Annotated in this window: 15 protein-coding genes; 4 read left to right on the forward strand and 11 right to left on the reverse strand. The window is 41.3% G+C overall.

What is annotated here, in order from left to right; genetic code table 11:
• Positions 1 to 44 precede the first annotated feature (44 nt).
• From AC570H_RS10735 to AC570H_RS10750, 4 genes are read left to right on the forward strand one after another with little or no spacing between them, the layout of a single operon-like run.
• Positions 45 to 740, forward strand: a complete 696-nt coding sequence (locus AC570H_RS10735) for an ABC transporter ATP-binding protein (protein WP_497354544.1) — start codon at positions 45 to 47, stop codon at positions 738 to 740.
• 8 nt (positions 741 to 748) lie between these two features.
• The gene (locus tag AC570H_RS10740; protein WP_497354546.1) at positions 749 to 3,253 is read left to right on the forward strand and encodes a TonB-dependent siderophore receptor; all 2,505 of its coding nucleotides are present in this window, start codon (positions 749 to 751) and stop codon (positions 3,251 to 3,253) included.
• A gap of 1 nt (position 3,254) precedes the next feature.
• Positions 3,255 to 4,700 (forward strand): ABC transporter permease, encoded by a 1,446-nt coding sequence (locus AC570H_RS10745; protein WP_497354547.1) that lies wholly within the window; start codon positions 3,255 to 3,257, stop codon positions 4,698 to 4,700.
• 5 nt (positions 4,701 to 4,705) lie between these two features.
• Entirely contained in the window at positions 4,706 to 6,067 is a 1,362-nt protein-coding gene (locus AC570H_RS10750) for a DUF3526 domain-containing protein (protein ID WP_497354549.1), read from the forward strand.
• Between the two features lie 72 nt (positions 6,068 to 6,139).
• Here AC570H_RS10750 and AC570H_RS10755 read toward each other — a convergent pair whose 3' ends face one another.
• The 11 genes from AC570H_RS10755 to AC570H_RS10805 form a co-directional block, all read right to left on the reverse strand.
• A complete protein-coding gene (locus AC570H_RS10755; protein WP_497354551.1) occupies positions 6,140 to 7,549 on the reverse strand; it encodes an efflux transporter outer membrane subunit in 1,410 nt (469 codons plus the stop codon).
• Positions 7,550 to 7,766: 217 nt separating this feature from the next.
• Positions 7,767 to 10,937 carry an efflux RND transporter permease subunit gene (locus AC570H_RS10760; protein WP_497354553.1) on the reverse strand — a complete coding sequence of 1,057 codons (3,171 nt, stop codon included), beginning with the start codon at positions 10,935 to 10,937 and terminating at the stop codon, positions 7,767 to 7,769.
• Positions 10,938 to 10,946: 9 nt separating this feature from the next.
• A complete protein-coding gene (locus tag AC570H_RS10765; RefSeq protein ID WP_497354555.1) occupies positions 10,947 to 12,065 on the reverse strand; it encodes an efflux RND transporter periplasmic adaptor subunit in 1,119 nt (372 codons plus the stop codon).
• A gap of 146 nt (positions 12,066 to 12,211) precedes the next feature.
• On the reverse strand, positions 12,212 to 12,811 hold the full coding sequence (locus AC570H_RS10770) for a TetR/AcrR family transcriptional regulator (protein ID WP_497354557.1): 600 nt from the start codon (positions 12,809 to 12,811) through the stop codon (positions 12,212 to 12,214).
• A 1,124-nt stretch (positions 12,812 to 13,935) separates the two neighbouring features.
• On the reverse strand, positions 13,936 to 14,553 hold the full coding sequence (locus AC570H_RS10775) for a hypothetical protein (RefSeq protein WP_497354559.1): 618 nt from the start codon (positions 14,551 to 14,553) through the stop codon (positions 13,936 to 13,938).
• A 380-nt stretch (positions 14,554 to 14,933) separates the two neighbouring features.
• Positions 14,934 to 15,323, reverse strand: a complete 390-nt coding sequence (locus AC570H_RS10780) for a hypothetical protein (RefSeq protein ID WP_497354561.1) — start codon at positions 15,321 to 15,323, stop codon at positions 14,934 to 14,936.
• Positions 15,311 to 18,706, reverse strand: coding sequence for a DUF6443 domain-containing protein (locus AC570H_RS10785; RefSeq protein WP_497354563.1), 3,396 nt, complete (start codon positions 18,704 to 18,706; stop codon positions 15,311 to 15,313). Before AC570H_RS10785 ends, AC570H_RS10780 begins: the two co-directional genes overlap by 13 nt.
• 6 nt (positions 18,707 to 18,712) lie before the next feature.
• A complete protein-coding gene (locus AC570H_RS10790) occupies positions 18,713 to 21,901 on the reverse strand; it encodes a hypothetical protein (RefSeq protein WP_497354565.1) in 3,189 nt (1,062 codons plus the stop codon).
• Between the two features lie 433 nt (positions 21,902 to 22,334).
• The gene (locus AC570H_RS10795) at positions 22,335 to 22,661 is read right to left on the reverse strand and encodes a DUF7668 domain-containing protein (RefSeq protein ID WP_497354567.1); all 327 of its coding nucleotides are present in this window, start codon (positions 22,659 to 22,661) and stop codon (positions 22,335 to 22,337) included.
• 97 nt (positions 22,662 to 22,758) lie between these two features.
• Positions 22,759 to 23,070, reverse strand: a complete 312-nt coding sequence (locus AC570H_RS10800; RefSeq protein ID WP_497354569.1) for a hypothetical protein — start codon at positions 23,068 to 23,070, stop codon at positions 22,759 to 22,761.
• A gap of 104 nt (positions 23,071 to 23,174) precedes the next feature.
• Positions 23,175 to 25,583 (reverse strand): GAF domain-containing protein, encoded by a 2,409-nt coding sequence (locus tag AC570H_RS10805; RefSeq protein WP_497354571.1) that lies wholly within the window; start codon positions 25,581 to 25,583, stop codon positions 23,175 to 23,177.
• Between the last annotated feature and the right edge of the window lie 43 nt (positions 25,584 to 25,626).

The following is a 25,626-nucleotide window of genomic DNA, read 5'->3' on the forward strand; positions in this document are numbered from 1 at the left end:
AATTGCGGAGCCATACGGCTTTTGCTATGCTTTTTATTTTAATTATGCTACAGGCAATTTCATTATCCAAAAATTATCAGTCGCACCAAGCGTTGCGCAACCTCGATCTTCAAATTAATCCAGGCGAAGTTTATTGCCTTTTAGGGCAAAATGGCGCAGGTAAAACCACCACCATCAACCTGTTTCTGGGTTTTATCAAGCCGAGTGCCGGCAAGATCATCATCAATAACAAAGAAGCCCTTTTTGAAGACAGCGACAGAAGGCAGTCTTTGGCTTATATTCCAGAAGTGGTGATGCTTTACCAGAATTTTTCGGCGATAGACAACCTCGATTACTTCTCCAAACTGGCAGGCTTTAGCTATTCAAAAGAGCAGCTGGCAGCTTTCTTGTCGCAATGTGGCCTGCAAACAGAAGCACATCATCAATACCTTTCGGGCTTTAGCAAAGGCATGCGACAAAAAGTGGGCATTGCCATCGCTTTGGCCAAAAATGCATCTGCCATTTTAATGGATGAGCCTACCAGTGGCCTCGACCCTAAGGCTACCGAAGAATTTACGGTGCTTGTGCAACAACTAGCGCGAGAAGGGAAATCAATCTTGATGGCCACCCACGATATTTTTAATGCCGTAAATGTGGCTACACACATTGGCATTATGAAAAAAGGCGAACTCATCCACACCTTAAAGGCCAGCGACATTACCGCAGGTGATCTTCAAAAATTGTACTTACAGACCATTTAAAATCCTTAATGAAAACAATATTCAATCAACTGATAAACATCAGAACAATGTTGATCCTGGTTTTGATCAGCTTTCTCCAACTGCACGTTATTGCGCAAATCAAAGTGACGGGTCAGGTACTCGACCCTCAAAAACAAGGCATACCAGGCGCCACCTTAAAATTTAAAACCGGCAAAAATATCAGTGTGGCGCTAAGCGATTCGACAGGTAATTTTAGCCTTGTCCTCCAAAAAGAAGGAAATTATATCCTAACGGTTACTGCCATGGGTTTCGCAGCACACAATGGCACTTATAGCCTTGTAAATGTTACCGAATTTAAGATAGATCCGATTATTTTAAGCCATACCAATGAGGCTTTGCAAACCGTTGAGGTAATAGGCACCAGTAAACAGAAATATTATGGGAAGTATTCCTTCTCCGCGACTAAAACCGCTACCTTAAACAAGGATATTCCACAGGCGATTTCCTCCATTTCCAAAGAACTCATTGCCGATAGACAGGCTGCTATGTTAGCCGATGCGGTGAAGAACGTAACTGGCGTATCGCAGAGCAGTTTTTACAACCAGTTTTCCATCCGGGGCACCAACCAAAACGAAGAAGGTGCGATCATTAACGGCATGCGGACCAGACAATATTACTTTAACCAGCCTCTAACTGCCAATCTAGAGCGCATTGAGGTCATCAAAGGTCCGGCCAGTGCCACTTTTTCGAGTGTAGACCCTGGTGGAAGCATTAACCTGGTGACCAAAAAGCCATTAGCAGAAGAGCGTAAAACAGTGAGCATCTCGGCCGGAAGTTTTAGTACCGTTCGTGGTGCCTTGGATTTTACCGGCCCTTTGAATACAGAAAAAACATTGCTTTACCGCTTAAATGTTGCCTACGAAGACAGCAAAAGCTTCAGGGATCTGCAGTACCGAAAAGCTTATCTGATTTCCCCCTCTTTTTCCTACATCCCGAACCAACAGACGAGTTTTAATGTGGAAATGGTACTCAACAACAGCAATTCGAGGTTAGACCGCGGACAGGCGATTTTTGGTGCCATAGCCGGAAAAACAGACTTGAATAGCACACCCATTACTTTTAACATGGGGGCAACCAACGATAAGTTTAACACACAAGACCTGATGCTGATGGCCAACATGTCGCATGCCTTTACAAAGGATATCGTTTGGAACCTGGCCTACATGAAACAAACCTGGAACGAAGATTTATTGGAACACCGTACCACCAATGCCTTTGGCGTCGACGAATTTAACAAAGCCATACCTACATTGGCGGCCATGCGGGCCATACAGCGCCAACAAAAATGGAATACAGACAATTTGAGCACGTATTTGAGCATCAATGCCCAAACATTTGGCATTAAGCACAAACTGGTTATTGGCTACGACCGGATGAATACCCAAAAATTTAGGGGCGGTGCCGAAAACTCGGCCCAAGGCTACAAACTAAAGGATGGAACCATTGCGGCCAAATACGATCCTGCCAAGAAAGACCTTTACCAGATGAAAGCCATCAACGGAGTGGATGCCCCAGTTCCCAATGTGGAGCATTTTAACCTGGCCAATCCGGCTTATACCTTGCGCAACCTGAGCGATTATGCTTTTACCAAAAATGAAATTCCGCCAGCTTATTATTTGGTCAATGGTGCTTACATCCAGGATCAGATCAGCTATGATAAATTGACCCTAACCCTTGGCCTGAGACAGGAATGGTATGAGGACTACAGTTCTTACAAGCTTCCTGCCGAGAAAAAGGTAAGCCTGCATAAACTCTTGCCAAGAGCCGGCCTTACCTACAGTGCTACGGCCAACATCAATTTATACGCAACCTACCTACAGGGTTATCAGCCACAAGGCAATACGGCAACCCTTGTTATTTTGCCACCACCTGCCGGCACTTATTTCAAGCCTTTAGAAAGTGATTTGAAGGAATTTGGTCTTAAATCCGAGTGGATGAACGGCAACCTGATGTTTAACCTTTCGCTGTTTGAGATCAATCAGAAAAACCTATTGCTTAACGACCAGTTTGAGGCTAACCTGTTGGTGGCGCGTGGTGCGCAGCGCAGCCGAGGCATAGAATTGGAAGCTTCAGGCATGATTAGACCCAACTGGCAGTTCAATGCGGGATATAGCTTTATCGATGCCATTATTAAAGAGGATTCCAATCCAGCCCTCATCGGCCAGCGCATTCAAAATACGCCAAAACATAGTGCCAGTGTTTGGACCAGGTACGATTTAACAGACAACACCCTGTTAAAAGGCATTGGTTTTGGTTTAGGCGTACAATATAGTAGCAACAAATTGCCGCTTTACATCCGCGATTTTGCCATTCCTGCCTATACCTTGGTTGATTTGGCTTTGTATTATTCGCCAGCAGGCGCTAAGGTACAGCTGGCCATGAATATGAACAACGTGCTGGATAAAACGTATTGGGTAGGTGCACAAAACTACCTGAGGCTTTTCCCAGGCACACCAAGAAATGTAATGTTCAACATCACTTATAAATTCTAAAATGAACAATCCGATTGTCACCATTGCCAAAAGCACTTGGAAGGCTGCCTTTGCCAATAAAGCCACATTGAGTTTAACCCTGTTATTGGGCTTAACGCTTTTCCTGGCTACCTATGTAGGTTGGCAAAACTTCAAGATGCAACAAGAACAAAGGCTGCATTACAAAGAATTAGTACGGAAATTATGGCTGGATAAGCCCGATAAACATCCACACCGCATGGCGCATTATGGCTATTTGGCCTTCCGTGAGAAACATGAGCTGAGCTTTTTTGATTTCGGCATCGAAAGCTTTGCCGGGGTATCTGTTTTCCTCGAGGCACATAAACAAAACACGGTTAATTTTAGTGAAGCAGGTTTCTCCAACGGCATGCTCCGCTTTGGCGAAATCAACGTAGCTATGGTTTTGCAGTTGCTGGTGCCCCTGCTCATCATCTTTTTAGGCTATAATAGTATTACCGAAGAACGTGAAAATGGCACCTTAAAAATCCTGCTTTGTCAAGGTGTTAATTGGCGTCAGCTGTTATGGGGTAAAACCCTGGGTATTATCGGCCTAAGCCTCACCCTGTTTCTGCCGATCATGTTCCTCACCCTATTGTTGTGGGCTATGCTCAGCAATTGGAGCATCGGCGTCGATTCGGCCATTCGAATGGCTTTGATTTTGCTTTGCTATTCGGGCTATTTCTTTGTCTGCGCGGCGCTTACCGTATTGGTATCGGCATTTCAACGGAGTTCAAGAGCTTCACTAACCTTGCTTTTGGCTTGTTGGCTGTTTTTTATGGTGATTATGCCCAGGATTACGCAGGCGATTGGCGTACAGCTCCACCCCTCTCCATCTAAAATTGAGTTTTTGGATGCCATTGCCAAAGATGTACAGCAACAGGGTGATAGCCACAATCCAAACGATCCGCATTATGCCTCGATCAAAGATTCACTCTTGAGGACCTACCAAGTAGATGATGTAAAAAAACTCCCATTTAATTATGGCGGCTACATTATGGCCGAAGGAGAAAAAATTACATCGAACATTTACAGCAATCATCAAAAGCAACTGAACCAGATTTTTGAGCAACAGAACAACATCACCATGGCCACAGGTTTTTTAAATCCCTACCTCGCCCTCAAGAACATTTCAATGGCACTTACGGCATCAGATTTTAGGACCTATATTGATTTTCAGCAACAGGCAGAAGCCTATCGCTATAGCTTGGCCCAACAGATGAACAAGCTCCAAATAGATAAAATCAGCAACATTGCACCGGGCGATCATGAAAAACCATTGACGATTAACCGATCTAACTGGGCCAGTCAACCCGATTTCAATTATCGCTTTGCAACTATCGATGAGGTTATTGGGCAAAGGGCAACTTCTCTTTTAGCGCTTTGCTTTTGGCTCTTTGCTGCTGTCTTATTTGTTCAAATTGCTCCAAGGTTCACTAAAACACTTTAATTATTATGAAAAATAGACCATATCTACTTGAATTTAAATTGTTTTTAAGTAATAAAGCCACTTGGATAGGCCTCTTGGTGCTTTTCTTAAACGGATTGGCTGGCTTATACTTTGGAAAAACGTTTGTCGAGCATCAAAAATCCGTTATTGAAAAGGCCACATTGCTTCAAAAGACAAATATGGCCAAAGACATTCATCATTTTGGAAATGAATTGGGCCTGTTGCTTTACCACCATAAGTTTTCATTTGCCGATGAGCCCAGCAATTGGGTTGCCTTTGCCAACGGACAGCGCGACATCAATCCCTATTTAACCAACGTAACCATGCTGGCTCTTGAGGGACAATTGTACGATACCGAACTCAATAATCCGGTTACTTCCTTGTTAGGCAACATGGATCTTTGCTTCGTATTTATCTATCTCTTCCCCATTATCATTGTAGCCTTTACCTATAACCTGCTTTCGGCGCAAAAGGAATCTGGGGTGTGGCCATTGCTCAAGGCCCAAACCAATGGGTTGTTCCGACTGATCTTGAGCAAATTATTGGTAAGAATGGCCTTGGTTTACCTATTAGCCTTCTTGCTGATGATTATCGCCTGCTTTTATCTAAGCCTCCCGATAGATCTTCATTTTTTAAGCATCTTGCTGATGATTGGCTTTTACCTGCTTTTTTGGTTTGCACTTGCCTTTTTCATCATTTCCTTTGGCCAATCGTCTAGCTTTAATGCCTCGGCTTTAATTGGCCTTTGGGTATTGATGTGCATCTTTTTGCCAGCTTCTTTGAACTTAACGCTCAGCAAAACCTATCCGGTAAACGAAGCCATGCAAAACGTGATCAACCAGCGGGAAGGCTATCACGAAAAGTGGGATATGCCAAAAGAACTCACCATGGAAAAGTTTTACAGCCACTATCCGCAGTTTAAGAAATATCCTTTCCCTGCCGAAAAAAGCTTTAGCTGGTACTGGTATTATGCCATGCAGCAAATGGGCGATGACCAGGCTTTGTCCAGTAAAAAAGCCATAGCCGAGAAGCTGGAAAAAAGGCAAAAGTTCACTACAATTTCGGCATTGTTTATGCCTGTGGTACAAGCCCAGCTTAGTTTAAATGAAGCTGCGGGTTCAGACCTGAGCCAACACCTGGATTTTCAGCAAGCCACCAGACGCCGGCATGAACAGATGAGGTTTCATTTTTATCCCTACATCTTTAGCGAAAAATCAGTATCGGATATGAACTTTGAGCAATTCAAACTTCAAAAATACAGCAGCCCGCAAACAGCTATTCGTTTTGGCCAGTTTTTACCGATTCTGTTGTTCACGCTCATCCTCATAGGCTTAGCTAGCAGACGTTTGAAACACGCCTTTAATTAACCCTGCATTTACCCGTAAAAAAGCCCCGTCCTGATAAAATCTGAACGGGGCTTTATTTTTATGATCGAGTTGTTATTGCCAGCCGCCACCCAATGCACGGTATAAAGCTACACCGGCATTCAATTGGGCCGTTTTAATGGTAGTTAAATCTAATTCTCCCCTCAATAGGTTTCCTTGGGCAGTAATGACCTCTAAGTAGTTGGCCATGCCGCTTTTAAACAACAGGTCAGAATTTTTAACGGCTAACTGCAAGGTTTGTACCCTCGTTTGTACCGTAGCATATTCGTTTTTAAGGTTGAGGAGTTTGGCTTGTTCGTTCGAAACTTCGGCTACAGCACCAATTACGGTCTGTCTAAACTGCAATACCGATTTCTCTCTTTCTATTTTGGCCAATTCGAATTGTGTTTTCAATTCTTTTCTTTGGAAGATGGGCTGTGTAATGCCACCGCCAACTACACCAAACAAAGAAGCAGGAATGTTAAACCAATTGCTGGCTTTAAAAGAATTCAATCCGCCACTGGCCGAAATGGTTAAGCTGGGATACATCATTGCATTGGCAACACCCACTTTGGCATTCGCGATCCGCAAACCCAGTTCTACGCTTTTAACATCAGGTCTGATGCTCAATAAATTTGCCGGAACACCTACAGCCAGTTGGTCTGGAATAGTCAGTTGATCTAAAGTTGTAGCACGCTCAACTGCGGTCGGAAATTTGCCCGTCAATACGCTCAAGGCATTTTCTTGAATACTGATCGCAGTTGTAATTTGTGGAATCAATTGGGTTGCGCTCAACAATTGGGCTTCTGCCTGCTGAATGGCCAACGAGCTTACCTGACCTGCATCAAATTGCATTTTGATCATTTTAAGCGTGTTGTTATTCAGTTCGATGTTCTTTTGCGCCACTTTTAATTGCGCATCAAGCATCAATAACTGATAAAAGCCAGAGGCTACTTCGGCAACGATACGGGTTTGTACGGCTTTCTTTACTTCGGCCGACTGCAAGTAACCCGCATAAGCCGCTTCCTTTTGGTTTTTGATCTTTCCCCAAATATCTGCTTCCCAACTTAATCCCAAATTGGCATTAAAATCTTCGATATGTGTCGTTTTTAAAAACTGCGAAGTGCTCAATCCGTTAAGGCTGTTATCTGATGGACGGTTAGAGCTAGCCGTAACCTGTAGGTTGAGCTGGGGTACATTGCCCATTTTGGCTCTTTTAAGCATCAGATCGGTAGCATCAATGTTTTTTAATGCTAGCTGCAAATCGATATTCCTCAACAAAGCGCTATCAATTAAACTGCGAACAGCAGCCGTGCCGAAAAAATCCTTCACCGGCAAAGAACCGATGCTATTGGTATCTGTAGCGTTTATATCCCTAAAATTCATAGGCACATCCTTAATGGGATTGACTATGTTTTTGGTTAAACTACAGCTGCTTACGACCAAGATTAACAAGGCCAAAAAGCTATTTATAATTGTTTTCATTTGTTTATCTATTTTCAACTGTAATGAAGCTATCATGATTTTGTAATCATTCCTTTGCAGGCTTTGTTAAAATCATGATGATTTAATAGTGTTGTAATGGAAAGCACAGCTTAAAAAACCATGCTTTCCATGAATTTAATTATACCATTTCTTCAACCATAAAGAAACGAGGGGCAAAAACTCTTCAATGAGCGAAGGCTCTTGCGTTGTAATTGGGTTATTTTCCATCGTGAACTAAATGTTGATCTTCTTCGTGGTGAGCGTTTGTAGGCGCACCAGTAATTTTTTCTTGTAAAAACTGGAAGATGATGAAGAGTACCGGAACAAATAATACCCCAAGTACTACTCCCGAAAACATACCACCAGCAGCGGCAATACTGATAGAGTGGTTACCCAATGCCGATGGACCAGTAGCCCTCATCATCGGGATCATCCCTACAATAAAGGCCAATGAAGTCATGATAATTGGGCGTAAACGCAATTTGGCAGCTTCCAATGCCGATGAAAGCAAGGTTTGTCCGGCTCTTCTGCGCTGGATGGCAAATTCTACAATCAGGATGGCGTTTTTGGCCAATAAACCAATCAACATCACCAGTGCCACCTGTACATAAATATTATTAGAGATACCTGTAAAGCCAATGGCAGCAAATACACCGAATATACCAGTTGGGATAGACAGGATTACCGAGAAAGGCAGGATATAGCTTTCATACTGTGCCGCCAACAAGAAATATACAAACAACAAACACAGCAAGAAAATGATCACCGATTGGCCTCCAGAAGAGATCTCTTCTCTGGTCATCCCCGAAAATTCGTAGCTATAACCGCCAGGCAAATGCTTGGCCGCTACTTCTTCTACCGCTTTGATGGCATCACCCGAACTGTAGCCAGGTTTTGCAATGGCATTCAAGCCGATAGAGCTGAACAAATTGTAACGTGATACCGTTTCTGGACCATAAACCCTTTTCAGTTTAACCAAGGTATTAATTGGCACCATTTCGCCACTGCTGTTCTTTACAAACACCCCATCCATGGCTGCCGGATTGGCCCTGTCTTCTTGATCAGCCTGTACCACCACGCGATAGTATTTGCCAAAGCGGTTGAAATCGGACGTTTGTGCACTACCAAAATAAGCCTGCATGGTTTGCAGAATATCTCTTACGCTTACGCCTAACTGAGCTGCTTTCACTTCATCAAGCTCCATAGACAATTGCGGATAATCAGACCTGAACGAAGTAAAGGCTACCGCAATTTCTGGACGTTTCATCAGCTCGCCGATAAAAGTAGATGATACCTCGCTAAATTTATCCAGTTTGCCTACGGTTCTGTCTTGCAATACGAGGTCTAAACCATCAATATTACTAAAACCAGGTACCGTTGGGAAAGTAAACACAAAGAAGTTCGCTCCTTTAATGGCCGCAAGTTTTTGTCTCACCTCGCCCATAATGCCGTCGATATCTTTGATTTTTCCACGCTCTTTGGTAGGTTTCAACAACACGAAAGCCACACCTGATGAAGGGCTTGAAGACTGGGTTAGCATATTGAAACCAGAAAGGCCCATCAAGGTTTGTTTCGATTCCATCGATCCCAAGATGCTTTCCAATTCCTTGATCACGGCAGTGGTACGGTCTAAAGAGGCACCCGCTGGCATAGATAAAGAAATAGCAATGAAACCTTGGTCTTCGGAAGGAATAAAGCCCGATGGTGTGCGTTTGATCATCACTCCGGTAGCCACAATTACGGCAATCAGTGCCACAACGGTAGCCCAACGGAAACGGATCAAGAACTTCAAGGTATTGGTATATTGATCGGTTATTTTTTGGAAGCCAGAGTTAAAGCCTGCAAAGAATTTTTGCTTGAAGGTCTTCTTCTCCCCTGCTACCGGATGATGCTCTTTTAAGAACAAGGCTGCCAATGCAGGGCTCAAGGTCAAGGCGTTTACTGCCGAAATAACGATCGCAATGGCCAAGGTAAAGGCAAACTGTCTGTAGAACAAACCTGTAGAGCCTTCCATAAAACCTACCGGCAAGAATACCGCCGACATGATCAAGGTGATGGAAATAATCGCACCCGTAATCTCGCTCATGGCTGCAGCCGTTGCCGCCTTAGGAGGCAAATGCCGGTGTTCCATTTTGGCATGAACCGCCTCTACCACCACAATGGCATCATCTACCACAATCCCAATGGCCAATACCAATGCAAATAGGGTAAGCAGATTGATAGAGAAACCAAAAATCCACATAAAGAAGAAAGTTCCCAAAATGGCCACCGGCACTGCAATGGCTGGAATTAGGGTCGACCTGAAATCCTGCAGGAACACGAACACCACAATAAACACAAGGATAAATGCCTCGATTAAAGTGTGGATTACCTGATCAATTGATTGGTCTAACGAATATTTTGTATTGTATAAAATGAGGTGTTTTACGCCTTTCGGAAAGTCTTTAGACAGCTTTTGCATCAATTTGTCTATCGCGATCTGGATCTCGTTAGAGTTTGAACCTGCCAATTGTACAATACCGATGTTTACACCAGGCTTGCCGTTTACACGGGTAAAGTTGGTATAAGAATAGGCGCCAAATTCAATTCTGGCCAAGTCTTTTAGCCTCAATACAGAACCATCTGGATTGGCTTTGATTACCATTTCTCCATACTGTTCTGGCTTATTGAGCTTGCCTTTATAGGTAATTACATACTCGAAAGACTCTTTGCTGCTCTCGCCGAATTTACCCGGCGCAGCTTCCAGGTTTTTGTCTTGGATAATGCCCATCACCTCTTTTGGCGTCAAATTATAAGTCGCCATTTTCGAAGGATTAAGCCAAACACGCATCGAGTAGTCTTTGTTACCACCGAAAATAGTGGCCGAACCTACACCCGGGATACGTTTAATATCTGGAATGATATTGATTTGGGCATAATTGGCCAAGAAGGTCTGATCATAGTTCTTTTCATCGTCTGTAAACAAATCGACCACCATAATCAAACTGTTCTGTTGTTTGGCCGTAGTAATACCAGCTTGTACTACCTCTGCAGGCAATTGGCTGGTGGCTTGCGATACACGGTTTTGTACGTTTACCGCTGCCTGATCGGGATTGGTGCCCAGTTTAAAATAAACCGTGATCACCAATGAACCGTCGTTACTGGCTGTTGAGCTCATATAGCTCATGTTTTCAACACCGTTGATTGATTCTTCCAACGATGGCGCTACCGAACGCAATACGGTTTCGGCATTGGCACCTGGGTAGAAAGCCATTACCTGAACCGCCGGTGGCGCTATATCAGGAAACTGCTGCAAGGGCAATTTGGACAGTCCCAAAACCCCAAGTATAACCAATAGGATAGATATGACCGTAGCGAGTACCGGCCTGTTTAGAAATATTTTGAACATGATTTTGTCTTATTTTGAAGCGTTGTAGGCTGTTACAGGTTTGCTGATTTCTGGTTGGATCAAGTCGCCTTCTTTTAAGCTCTCGAAGCCTTTAGAAATGATCTGCTCACCCGATTTTAGGCCATCTTGTATTAAATAATTGGTACCGCTTGTACCTAGTACCTTAATTGGACGTTTACTTACTTTGTTGTCTTTGCCAACAGCATACACAAATACTTTATCCTGTACTTCGATGGTTGCTGCTTGTGGCACCAAAAGGATATTGCTGTGCTCGATGCCTAACCTTACCTTACCGGTATTGCCAGATCTCAATATGCCTTTGGCGTTAGGGAAACTTGCCCTTAAAGTAATGGCACCAGTAGTTTTGTCGAACTGGCCATCAACCATATCAATTTTGCCATTGATTGGATACAGAGTCTGATCGGCCAATACCAATGCAACTGGAGGCAAATGCTTTAACCTGTCGTTTACCGAATTTCCTTCGTATTTAGCATTGAAATTGATAAAATCTGTTTCGGCTAAGGAGAAATACACATGTACTTCGTGCACATCAGAAAGGTTGGTTAAAGCCTCAGGATCTGCCGGGCCAACCAGGCTTCCCTGTTTCTTTGGCAAACGGCCGATGTAACCACTAATTGGTGCTTTGATTTCGGTATAAGCCAAATTGATTTGGGCATTATTTACGCTGGCTTTGGCCTGTTCTACATTGGCTATCGCAATTTGATGTGCTGTTTTTGCAGTTTGCAACTGAAAAGCAGAAACCACTTTGTTCTGTACCAATGGCGTAAGCTTGTCTATTTCTAATTGCGCATTTAAAACCGCAGCCTGTGCGGCTTGTAGGGCAGCTTTGGCGTTATTCAATTGGGCCTTGAATGGCAATGGCGAAATTTGGAACAACAATTGGCCTTTGCTTACCAATTGGCCTTCGTTTACATAAATGCGATCTATGATACCCGAAACCTGCGGACGGATTTCTAAATCTGCAGCGCCTTCAATGGCAGCAGGGTAGTCTACAAATGTTTCTTGCGAACTTTGGCTAATGGTAATTACTGGTAGTGATGGAGCTGCGCCTGCTGGAGCCTGCTCCTGTTTGCCTGCACAGCTTGCTAAGAATAGGGCTGTTGACAAGACAAATAATCTAACATAGTTAGATAACTTAACATTGTTAAGCGACGGAGTGAAATTGGAGATATATTTCATGATTATTGGGATTTTAATGTTTATTTTACGTTAATAAATTAATCTAACAGTGTTAAGTAGAAGCGGAAAAAATTTTAATCGTTGATGGTTCTGATAATCGCCTGGATAGCGCCTCTCAAAATCTGCTGATTAATTTCCTCGTTGGTACCTTTTTGTGTTAGGTTGATCGATATGAGGCCGTGTATGACCGACCAAAAAGTATAATATTTTAAACAGATGATGTCTTCGGGTAGCGGATCTTTTGTAATCAGCTTCTCTATTGCATCTGAAAAAAGCTTAGTTGTATATTCTGCTTCGGGCAACGATTTTTTGAGCTCGCAGCAGTTCATGTCTACACCATACATTAGCTGGTACATTTCCTTGCTCTTGAAGGCAAATTCCCAGTAGGCCATCCACATGGCTTCTAATTGTTTGGCCGGTTCGGTTTCGCTGTCTTGGGCCTTTTTAATCTTCTTGCCCAGGGTAGTATAGCCTTGTCGGGTTAATTCTATCAAAAGGCCCTCTTTGTTGGGGAAGTACTCGTAAATGATTGGAGCTGTATATTCAATTGCATCTGCAATCTTACGCATACTCAACGCATTCCACCCTTCGTGCCTTACAATTTGCAGGGCCGCATCCAGTATCCCTTTACGGGTATCTTCTTTTTGTCGTTGAATTCTCTCTTTACTTCCCATGGCCGATTAAATGATATAAAATAATCTAACACCGTTAGGCAAATGTAGAAAGGATTTTGAAACACCGTATCATTTATTTGTCAGATAAAATGAAATACATGTTTAGAGGGCTTAAAGGGAGATTTTTGATTGAAAAAATTATGGTTTTGAGTCAGGAAGGCTGATTAATATATTCAAAAGCTAGCACAATAGCTGATACGATTAGGGCGATTGCCAGAATGAATATCTTCATTCGGCTACGAGTATCTTTCAGCCAATAATTTTCAGATTCCTTTGAAGTAATTTTAATAAGATAGATCCCAAGTGAGACAAGTGCAAGCACTTTGAACAGCTTAACAATAACATCTAAATACATTTTCACGACTTTTAAGTCTATTAATAGCTTACCTTTCCCATATCAACCCCTTGCCCCCCTCGCTCTGTATGCTGAAGTTTGAAGCTAACGAGGACAATCATTTTTATTGCGATAATCAAGAAAAGCATCAATGAACTTCTTTGTACTATCCCTTGTTGACTGAGGTAGGCTTTCGTTGAATTCTTTATCTTGTGTGTCCATATAAAATATCCTATAAAACCTATACTTCTTTGCAATTTCCGCTTCGCAAATCGTTGAAGCGTAAAAATAGTAACGGTTGTATTGATTTTTTTTCATGCAATCGCAATATTGTTTTGCTGCCTTTTCCCCATCCATTTGATTGGTACAGGATGGGAACAAAATAATTATTAAAAAAAATAGAATATAGCATCTCATAACTTAGTGATTGTGTGGTTTAGATTTTATGTGTGGATCTCCCCCAGCCTGTACCTTCATTAGGTTTAGAGGCAAGGATAATTCCTTAAATAATCAGCGTTAAAATTATGTCCATCTAAGCTAGGTAGAAGCGACATGCCAAACATCCCAGTGGAAGAGCTATTTGAACTATAATATTTCCTCATTGCTTCCTCATCGTGAGCTTGGGTACCGATGGAATTGCTTTTATAACTAAATCTCTCATAAGCATTAGCTGAACTCAGCACCTATTTCAATTCCCCAATCTAGCGCAAGTCTTAGCGCCTAAGCCTACACAAAGACCTGACTTGGGTTTTTATTAAGCCATGTATTAAGGATACTTCTGAATTATCAGTTACTGACTTAATAGTTCAAAAAAAGCATCTTGTTTACTAATCATATCCCCTAGATAAAACCGAGAAGTGATATTAGAGCCATTAAACTCGCTAAGTATTACATGGAGTAGCCCACTATCTCTACGATCATTTACATGTCTTTTTTTCATTAGTTCAGCGTGAAAATCAATTTTATTTATTGTTGTATCTTTTAGTTTGTTCCATTTATTCCCAAAATATTCATAGGACGCTACTGATAATTCGTCTTTCATGTTTAATATGAGTAAGTTTTTTATTTCAATCTTTTCGCCACTTTTTACAACTTCTAACACAAAATAATTCCTGATTTTACTTTTTGAAATTTCCTCCAGAAACTTAGCCCTAAGTGTTTTTTCCTCTCCACCGAGGGCTCCTGTGGTATTATTGTATATGAAAACTTTCGTTTCATCTAGCTGATTTTGAAGTCTATCCTTTAACAACGATTCTTTTCTTGAATTTAACTCCTCTTCAATAGAATTCATTGTTTTTTCATTCCATTGTTTCAATATTGATATATCATTAGGCTCATGATATGTGCTTTTAATTTTACAGCCTGTAGCTATAATACATATTACTAAAATCAAAATAAAATATCTCATATATCAGTATGTTTTTTTTGAACGAAGGCACTGCTCTTTCTACCTTGCCTTGCTCTTTTCGAATCTGTGAATCAATTCTACGGGTACAAAACTCGTCTCTTCTTAACGAACTAGTAATCCTGGTATCCGGATCATTATAATCTGTCAGTGAATTATTGACTGTACCCCAATCTAGTGCAAGTCTTAGCGCCTAAGCCTACAAAGGCCTGACTTGGGGCTTTTGCTAACTATATTTGGATAACATTTGGGCAAAGCTTGGTTCAGGTTTTTAAAGGTACAAGTTTGCCACTACTAAACCCCAACACAAGAATTGCGCGGAAATAAAATTCACTATGTAAAAGTCTTTCATTGTCTATTGGCTTTTCAAATGCCAATAGTAATTACTCAAAATAAAAAGGTGTAAATCTGTTGTCAATATCAAATTCATTTTCGTTTAATTCGCTTTTAGGGTAATATTGAACAACTATATATTGGTCCCAAAACACAAAAATCTTTTTTTTTGCTGTTATCTTCGCACTTTTCGAGATTATAGAAATTGTATGCATCCCAAATTTTAGCTTTTCATTTATAATCTCTGCCTGATACTGATGATAGTGTAAGCTGTCGTTAAACACAACACGATTCTCAATCTTTACTAAGAGGTCCATATCTTCAGCAGGATTTGCGATATGAAGATAGATTTTAACCTTGTTTTCTCTAAGCAACAAATATCCCGTAGCAACTAAAGCTACTATCGATATTACAATAATAATTTTCTTTAGTTTGTCCATTTTGTTTTTAGTCCAACACTGTTTATAATTCCACGTCTATATGTCCCAGGTTCGATAAGGATTGGATTTGGTAATTTCTGACCGGTATAAGGATTGGTCACTGAATTTGAACCTCGATTTACATTTCTATTTTTATATATACTTTCTATCTGTGATGAATTTAAAGACGTGCCTTTCCCTCCTTGTTTCATTAAATTAGTGAAAGTAAAACCCTTGAAATGCTCTAAACCTGCTGCATGCCCTACTTCATGAACTGCAGTTCTAGTGTTTGACCAGCCAACAAGGCCTAATAGTGTCCCTTTTTCTGAATAATCGGAAGCATCTAAATGAATTGTTTTACCTCCAATTTCATTTGTTGCTCCTCTTGCCTTATCTCCAGATGCATCAGCCATAACAAGCAAATGATCTGAAGATGCAACATCATCCATGGAAGTAACGCTTTCTAATCGAATATCTGATCTCATTACTAAATTTTCACCATCTGATTCAAATTTTCCTTTAAATGTTTCTGATATAGCTTTTGCAATATCAGAAGTGGCTTCTTTCATGTCAATATTTAAGCTAGAGCCATTAATTACCTTCCCTGTCATATGCATTGTTATAACATTTTTATTTCTGGAATACCATATACTATCACCGTTTACATCTATATTATTTATTGGGTTATTTGCACCATATTGATATGGGTTCATAGAAAAATATTTTTCTGCATACCTGTCTATAACATTAAAACGCCCAATCACAGGATCATAGAATCTAGCACCATAATCATACTGCTCTAGTTCTTCCTGCAGTTCCTTGCCATTATAAAGATACTTATTATTACCCGCCGTTGCAATCTTCCTCATTCCAAAGGCATAATAGTTATCTGCCTGCAGGGGCTGTAGCTGGCCTGTAACCGGATGCCTGTTAAAGGTATACCTAACGTTGCCCAAATGATCTGTCAGATTGTATTCATAGCTGTAGCTTCCTCCGCTGTTCCGTGCCAACCCCTCTTCAGTCTGGATGAAGTCGATTATCCCATTGTTGTACTGGATGCCCTTCACATAGTCTGTAGTTGCAGTGGAAGTAGCAATACTTGTTTTTCTTAATTTGACCCCCGTGGCATCGTAGACATAGCTGAGGTTCAGCCCGCTTTTTGTTGCGCTAGTAGGCAGGTTTAGATAATTATAGGTAAGGGATACCCCATTCCTGCCATCAGTTATGGCATTGCCGTTGCCATCGTAGGCATAGGCTCCGGTAGCCAAAGCCCCACCTGTAATGCCAGTCAGCTGGTTACCCGTATAACTGTAGGTACCTGTTTTGGTCGTGCTTCCGTCAAACCTGCCCAATGTGGCAATGTTTCCCATCACATCGTAGGTCAAAGCCTCGCCCATGACCATGCCTGCCGTAGTCGATCCATTAACTAACCTGTTCAGCTTGTCGTAGCTGTAGGCAAAGACATTTGGCAATGGTCCGACAGTGCCCCATAGCTGGTTAGAAATGTTGCCATTGAACTGGGGCGTTGTGCCATCTTCGTATTTCAGCTCCATGCTGAACTGGTCGGAAGTGCTGGTCTTCATCCAGCCCCGCTCGTTGTAGGCAAACTTGGTAAACTGAAGGAAGCTGGTACCGTCTGTGCTGTGCAGGTTCTTCCGTAATAGCTGGCCCAGTTCGTTGTAGTCGAGCTTGGCCAACACCACTTCTCCCTGGCTGTTGATCTCTTCCATCGTGGCCAGCTTGCGCCCCATGTGGTCGTATTCGTAGCGGGTAGCGATTACCGTTGGCGTTCCGCTGGGGCTTGACGTATGCGTCCTCGTGCTGGCTGTGAGTTCACCTGCAAAATTGTAGGTGTTCACTATCCTGTCTGTACCGCCCAGATGGTTCTCCGCAATGGTCTCCTTTACGCGTCCGTCCTCGTTGTAATAGGTCAGCGCCCATTCGGAGGCGATGCCGTCGTCATGGTACACCCTGGTACCTGTAAGCAGGCCCCTCGTCCGGTTGCTTACGACCGAAGAGGCCGGATAGACCGAACCCATGTTCCTGAAACCGTAGTCGTCGTAATAGCTGAATACACTTGCCTTTGAAAAGTTTGCTGTGGGGATCGCGTTGTTGGTATAGTCGGTACCGGCATTGTTCTCTCTTTTTTCCCAGAGCTGGGTCTGCGCATCCGCACCGGCCTGCCATGTGCTCCTGTTTGCGGTACTGGCAACGGTGCCGGTAATGACCGTCCTGCCCAGGGCATCGTACTTTACATAGGACCACTGGCCGTTGATGCGCTGTACGCTGTCCTGCGTCAGCACCACCTGGTCAAGCTTGTTGTAAACGGTATGCTCCCAGCCCTTGCCCGGGATCTTCTTTTCGATTACCCTCTTCCTGCCGTCGTAATGGTAGCCGTAGATATAGTTTTTAAATACTGGATCAGCCTCCGTAAAACTCGTTGCCGTTACTGCCGGTGGCAAGACGTAGCGGAGGTTACCCAGGTCGTCGTAGAGGTATTGGGTTGATAGGGCTACGCTTTCCGTTTCCCATATCTTTTTGAGCACTACCCGGCCTTCCAGGTCCTTGAATTCTTCTGTGGTACCCGCCTTTCCGTTGGTCCAGTTCTCGTCCCTGGAAACGGTTTTGTATAGCGTGCCTGCCGGGTAGTCTGCTATCGAAGATGCTCCCGAGGCATTTACTGTCCACAGCTTTACTACATCTGTTGCATTGTTAACTGCATAAACCGGCTTTACGGTATGCCCAGAATTGGCTATCGAGGCGTTGTAGGGCTGCCATACAGCACCCGGTGCGCCCTGCTCCAGTACCCTGTTCAATGGGCTGGCCTCGAATATAGTTTGCGAAAAGGGTTGCGCAGTCTGTTTGATGCTTGATGTGCCGGACTGGCCTGTGTAGAAGCCCAGCTGTTCGGTAATGGCGCTGGGCTTGTAGGCTCCGCTGTTACCTGCAACCGTGTATGGCTGATACTTGATCGCTTCGCGCCCAATGGCATCGTAGGCAAAGGGCTGCACGATATCGGCAAAGCTTGGACTGCCCTGAACCGTTACTGTCTGCAAGGATCTGCCCAATCCGTCGATGTACTGGATCGTCTGGTTTTCCTCGCACACGCTCCGCGAGTTGTTGATGTTCCCGCTGTTCACTCCTGCCACCTTGAACACCCTCGAAAGGAAGTAATTCTGGTTGGCACTCGGCGAAGATACCAAGGGATTACAGAGCTGGAAGCTGGCACCGGTGAAGATGCGGACATTGCTGCCATAGGGTACCTGGAAACCGTCGGTCAGTGTAACGCTGCCGCTCGCGCTGATCTGCGATTGGCCGGAATAGCCTGAAAGGGTGATATGCTGGGCCATAGCTGTTCCAGATAGAAACAGTGAGGCCAAAAGAATCAACTTAATATTTTTCATGAGGCGCTAGTTTTTGTAGTGGTAGTCGTAGCTTTTGATGATATTCCCGTTCTGGTCCTTGATATATTTCAATCGCTGGAAACCGTCGTATTCGTAGTACATGGTCATGCCCTTGACATCAGTTTGGCTGGTCATCCCCAATAATGGCTGGTACGTATAGATAGTGATGAAAGCATTAGGCAGAGCTGCTTTTAAAGGGACAATAAAATTATCTACATCTGTTTTGCTAGGATTAGATAAATTATTAAAACTATTGATAGCGCTTTCTGTAAGCACACTCTTTACACTTTCGTAATCGACATTCTGGATTTCAGCAATAGGGTACTCACCTTTGTAACTCCACAAATAAGCCTTTTTTACTCCATCAATATTAACAGAGAGGCTATTTCCCCTATTCGAATATTGATCGAACAAAACCCTTGTTTCCCATGAGTTATTATTTAAATTGATCTTTTCTATGCTATTGGGTGCATAAATATTAGAATAGAACAGATTGTAATTAGTTCTTTTATAATCAATCAAAGTGTTCGATTTTAATGATTTAGTTTCTATTACGGGTGTGAGTATATTTAATCCAAGCATACCTTGATAGATTCCATTTGGGTCTCTACCTTGGCTAACCATTTCCAATGGATAAAACATTTCGCTTATCAAATTCTTTTTATCACTACTTTCCATTTCTGTCTTTATCAACTGAAAATAAGAGTTATAATAAAAGTTCTTAGCCGTTGTAAGCTGTACCGTCACTCCATCATCTTCATACATCTTCTCGATTACTTTTTTTAATAATCGCCTTCCTGAATAAATGGGATAATCGAAATAATAATATTCACTCAAATTAGGCGGGGCATTTAACATACAGTCGGCTCTAGTAACTCCTAGACCAATTTCCAACCCTCTTCCCTCAGATCCAGTCAAATCATCGTATTCATTTAAAGTTTGCTTTAACAAAGAATATCCATTAGATATTTTTTTGTATATGGATTCACTTTCAATTTTTCCATTTGGCCAGTCGTAGGTCAATAAATAAATGTCATTTGGATAATTTGCAGAACCAGGTTGTGTTTTATCTGTGAACACCTCGTACTTATATATTACTTTTCCATTATCAATTATATTGTTACCAGAATAGACAGTTACAGATTTATATGCTATTAAACTACCATTGGACGTAGTTAGTGGATAATACGAATTACTATTCCAAAATTTCCTTTTTCCAGTGCAAGGGGCACATCCCGCTGTCTGCGTTCCACCACTTACAGGTATGGGATCACCACTTAAGTATTCCTTTTCATAAGAGGTTGATGACCAACCATAAACCGTTGAAAGAACTGTTCCTATTCCAGATTCATTTTCACCATATTTGTAATTCGTTTGAAAAGCCAAACTATTATTTTCATCAAAGCTCGAAATTCCTTTAATTCTAAGGCCAAAACCTTTGCGAACATCCAAAATATCTTCATAAATAGTATAATTGATAGCTACTCTAGCATAAGCCAGGGGATTTCCAATTGCTTCCGCATAAAGTTGATATTGATTACCCGGCACCAATGCTACTGCAACCGTGTAATGGATATCGTTATAAACATCTGCTGATACTGTATTGACTACTTGCCCTGTCGTTAAATTCTTCAATCGAACAAATGGCCTATTTGGCAATCCAGTCAAATCATTGATATGTCTGATTTCCACAGTTATTGTTGGATAAGAAAAATTATTCGCAATAAAAGTTTCGGTATAAGTAGGTGTCATACCCCCATTAGCAATACAGCTAATACTTCTATTTATAGCTTTTCTTTCAGAATGCGCATATTGATTGGGTTCATAGTCAAACTGTGTATAACCACCAGTAGGAAAAACTACTTTTTTGAGTATCCCAGCTTCAATATGGTCTAAAGAGACATCTTTATTTGCGGAACCAAAATTGACAAGCAATCCATCGATGATTTCAGAGCCTTTTTTTAATAGGGAAGTATTCTCGATATGACCATTGTAATATCCCCAATCATCTTGTGCAAAGCTATTAACTGGTGGCAAATTAACATTACTATATTCAAAAGTATGGCTATTAATTCTTGCATCCAATTCAGTGGCAAACTGCAATGAATCCAAGCGCAAGCGCTTCTGCACCGAACCATCATTTGGTCCAATTGGATTTGTAACTGTTGTATTGAAATAACTTGTAAAAAATTTGAATGATTTGATTTTTTCGTATCCTGAAATATTTGGACTACCTCTAAACAACTCTATGCTATTCAATGCCGAGCCACCACCATCTAGACGACCATCACTAGAATTAAACTTTAAAAAACCTGCTTTAAAGATGATGTATTTTAGCCTCTTCGCCGTGTAGCTCCTCTGCGAGGTGGTCATAGCAGCAAAATCTAGACTCTTATTTGCGCAGTATTGCCCGCTAGTACCATAGCTTTGGCTAAATGAATATGAGTTTTCAACAATTGGGAGATTATCATTTCCATATTCAAAATTCAAAGTATCTGTCTTATCTGCTGATATCATTTTAGTAAGATACCAAGCAGATGTCCCTGCACCACTGAATGATCCTTGTATCGTATTTGATACGTTTTCTTTTGTATTGAAATTATAAGTATTTCCATCCTCGTCGATAATATCGAAGCCTGTAGTATTATTATATGAAAGCTTTAAGAAAGAACTCTCGATAAATAACGGCTGGCCATTAGGACCAAATATGAATTTCCCGCTGTGTCCATTAAAATTGAAAAAGAAATTATCAGGTTGTGTATCAACATTGCCTTGTGTCACATTATAAAGATATGACAGGTCATAACTACCTGAAGGGATTTGATTTGCAGAAGGAGGAGGCGCTGATTTAAATCCTGAACTAGAAAGATCATCCATCCCTCTTATCGTTCTTGATATTACTCCCCCAGCGCTTAATGCCCACCCTAGTCCAACCCAACTAGAACGTTCATCAATCCTAATACCATTAGAACCATTATAAGCTAATGTTATTGGAAGGTTAAATCTAGCAGTAGTAATGTTATAAATCGGCACACTCAATCCAGCCGTGCCTGTGTTATTGTCGGCTTTATAATTGCCATAAACTCCCAATGCCGCAACCTCTGGTGAGGGGGGAATAACTTTAGAAAAATCTTGACCGAAAACAATCTTACACAGACATAACAGTCCGATAGTGAGGGTTAATTTAGATTTCATAAGTAGATATTATTTACACCCAAGATGTAAACAAAAAATGAATAAAAAAAACTTTTTCCCCAAACAGTAGTTTTCGTAGGACGAACGCATCGAATCTCAGGACGAACGTGCGTTTGGCAAGGATATTGCGATTCTGAAAACGGTCTCTTTTTGTAAATAAAATGAACTTTTAAGGAGGGATTCTGCGTGAAATGAGATAATATGTAAAATGGAAGAGGTAAAAAGGAAAATGGAGGGGAGAAGATGGAAACCCTAGATTTTACAAAAAGGCAGACCCGTAATTAACCAGCAGTTAATTGATATAAAATTTAAAGAAATCTGTCAATCTGTGGTTAATTTTAATCTGTTATTTTCTTAAAATTTGTCGCAACTAACTGCAAACAACTGGACAAATTATCTAAATAGTCAGTGCGTCAAAGACCTAGGGAAGAAATTAAAGCATTCTGATATCGTCTATACTATACCTTTTTGCCTTCAGCTCGTAAATTGTACAACAAAGCGTCAAGTCACTTTTAATACCGTCGAACCATAAATCAAAATCTATCCTTACCGTGTAAGGGTCATCTGTCGGATAGACATCAATTTCTTCGAAAGAACTATATGGTGGCATAGTCATTTTGCCATATCCATCTACAGCCTCAGCGATTACTTCTGGAGGTATTCGATGATCAAAATCATTCAACCACAAAAGATCAAAGTTTCCTTCGATAAATAATTCAACAATATCTTTTACAGTTTCTTTGATGAAGTTATAATTCATAAATAAAGCATCTTTAACTATGCAAGATATTCCTGCTCATAAAATTTAAAGAAATCTGTTAATAGCTAATCATAATCCGCTATTTTCTTACAGGTAATTACAAGCAACAGCTTAATAAAAATACATAAACTGCAATATGTAAAATAACATTGTCAACAGAGATATAAATTATAAACTCTAATTCTTTTTTTTGAGGTTTTATAAAGTGGAGAAGAATCCAATACACTAAAATATTCAACAAGAAAACAACAGCATCTAAAATCAATTCAGAAATAAAATGAGGACTTGCTGAACCAAATCCTAACAAAAACCCAACAACGATATATCCAATCCTAAATAAAATTACGATCAGCACATATAAGATTAATCTAAAATATAATCCCAGGGAATCATGCAAGATGTTCTTCATCAACTATTAATTAATCGAATTAGGATTAAAAAAGAAAATTTGAATTTCTATGGCTAACCATTCCAACGCACGAGCAGTATGCTCACGCGAAAGTTTAGGATAATTTAAGCACTCGCCTTCTTCAATGGAGCTTTCTTGATGGTCTTTTTCAGCTTGGTCCACTGCTCGTCGTAAAAATCGCACGACATGTAGTTTACTCCTACCCTTAAAGCTTTCAAACCGCTTACGCCCTGCAATTCTTCTAATTCCAAAGTTTCGAGGTCGTTGTTTAAAAAGCCCTGTTCTTGCAGGTACTTGATATATTCTAGGTATTCGTTGGCCTCATAGGCGTTGAAATAAACCAAGGCGATTTTGCCAGGTTGCGTCAAACGCTCGTTTGTTCCCCTAACCAATACCTTATCGATCCTTTTCTTCACCACTTCGTAACGGATGTTATAAGCGCCCTCCACGTCGAACCTACGTTCGTCGTTCCTAAAGCTGATGTCTATTGGATTAGAGTGTACAAAGATCAATTGCGTAGTGAGCAAAGCCCTTGGCATTTGGCTCACCAATCCATTGGTTAAACGGGCCACTTCTACCATGGCCGTTAATTGCCATAAACGGATATTTTTGAGGTACAACAAATCAAAAGGCACGTCTGGTGCGATATCCTGGCCGATGTAAATATCGTACTCTACCCCATCTGTTCTGAATTTGGCAAAATAGCAAGGATAAGTAGCCTGTAAGGCCTGCTGTGCCTCGTCTAAGTACTCGCTTACCGAGGTATTGATGAACTGCATCGAGGTTTCCAAGGTTCTTCTGAACTCGAAAGCAATACCATCAATAGGGTTGATGCTGCCAAAATATTTCTGAACAAGGTTAATGGCTTCTGGATGGCCTTTTTCAATGTGTTTCAACATCGGATACACTTCCAGTTCCAAAAATTCGTTCAATAACGCTTCTTCACTCGAGCTGATAAAATCTTCGATTCGTTTACGCCAATCTTTACAGTTGAACAGGATCTTATCTATCAAATCGAGCGGAATAATGGCCCGTAAACCATTTAAGGTATCGATTAAGATCGTCAATTGCACTTTAAGGTCTTCTTTCAATGCATAATTGCGTTCTACCGTAGAATTGCGGATATCGATAGCCCCAAATAGCGGATAGAGATCTTTAAAAGTAACGGTTTCTATTTCTGTCGATTTCCTTTTCTCTTTACTCATTTTAAGGAAATCCCATACCACCTGGTTAAATTTCCATTGTACCGAAGGCTGTAGGGCCGTAAACTTGTCTTTCAATACGGCATCCATTTTGGCTTCGAACTCCTCTATGCGGTATTGCAACAATTGGCCCAGCAAAGGCATGGCCGAATGCAGCTTAGTGAGCAGTTTTTCGTCTACTTCTAAACTTTCTGCCGAATAAATTTCAAGCACCCCAGCCAACTGATTGTTATAGAAAACTGGCAGGAAAGAATAAGAATGCACTCCGTTTTTGCGCAACACGTCTAAGAAAGGAAACCTGGCTATCTTTTCATCATCCAGGTTATTGAAAAACACCGGACGTGGATGATCCTGATAATCTTTCACCAAGGCATAAAATGATTCTTCCTGCAGGTTATATTTCTTGCCCGAATTGAGCAGGATACTCTGTGAATTCTGTTCGTTGTCAAAAACAAATTTGCCATTAACCACCAAAAACGGCAATAGTCCAAATTCGATATGGCCGTCGCCAGCCAAGGTTTTTAAGGCCTGGATAACATGCTCGTAGGCTTCGTTTTCGTAAGTATGGTTAACCAAGGCATTGCGAATTCCATCAATAGAGTGCTGCAGGGTTACATCGCTTAAAGAAATTACCGTAAAGCCATCAAACTTGAACTTATTCAAAGGCAGGATATTCATGAGCATTTCTATCTCATTGCCTTCCTGAATAAGGGTGGCTACCTGTTCAAAATTAAGCTCAGGCAATTCACCATCATAGCTGATATCGACAAATTGCGTATCGGCATTGATGTTATAGTATTTGGTTAAATTCGTTTGCGGATTGGTATAAGAATGCAGGATTTCGTGTCTTGATATCGAAGTATAATTATAGAAACGCTCCAAAATCATCCGATAAATAAACTGCATCTGTTGTTTTTCCTTTGATGCCGGCTCGCCGTTTTGGCGCTTCTCTTCGATGTGAAAGGAAAGGAAATCGTAAAAGGAATCGGTGCTGAAAAAAATCTTATCGGGCACAGGTGTGCTCAAAGCCCAAAACAAATCCTTTTCATTGGCCATCAAGGGCGTAAGAATAGTAAAAATAAGTTCTAGGGTATCTTTGTATTTAACCAGTTCCTCTACTTCTATCGTGTTTTTTAACTTTTCTTCGCGTTCGATTTTCTCGAGCAAAAAACGATAAAACTCCGCCTTTAGCGTCTGTTCGGTCTTCAGCCTATTTTTAAGGTAAGCAATTAAAGGCCTAAACGACAAAGTAAACTCAACTTGGCAACCTACGCACTCGTTTCTGTTGATCTGAATAATATTAGTATTCATCCGTTTATTTATTTTTTTAATGGTCGGATGGAACTTACCAAGA

Source organism: Pedobacter sp. B4419, assembly GCF_059693725.1.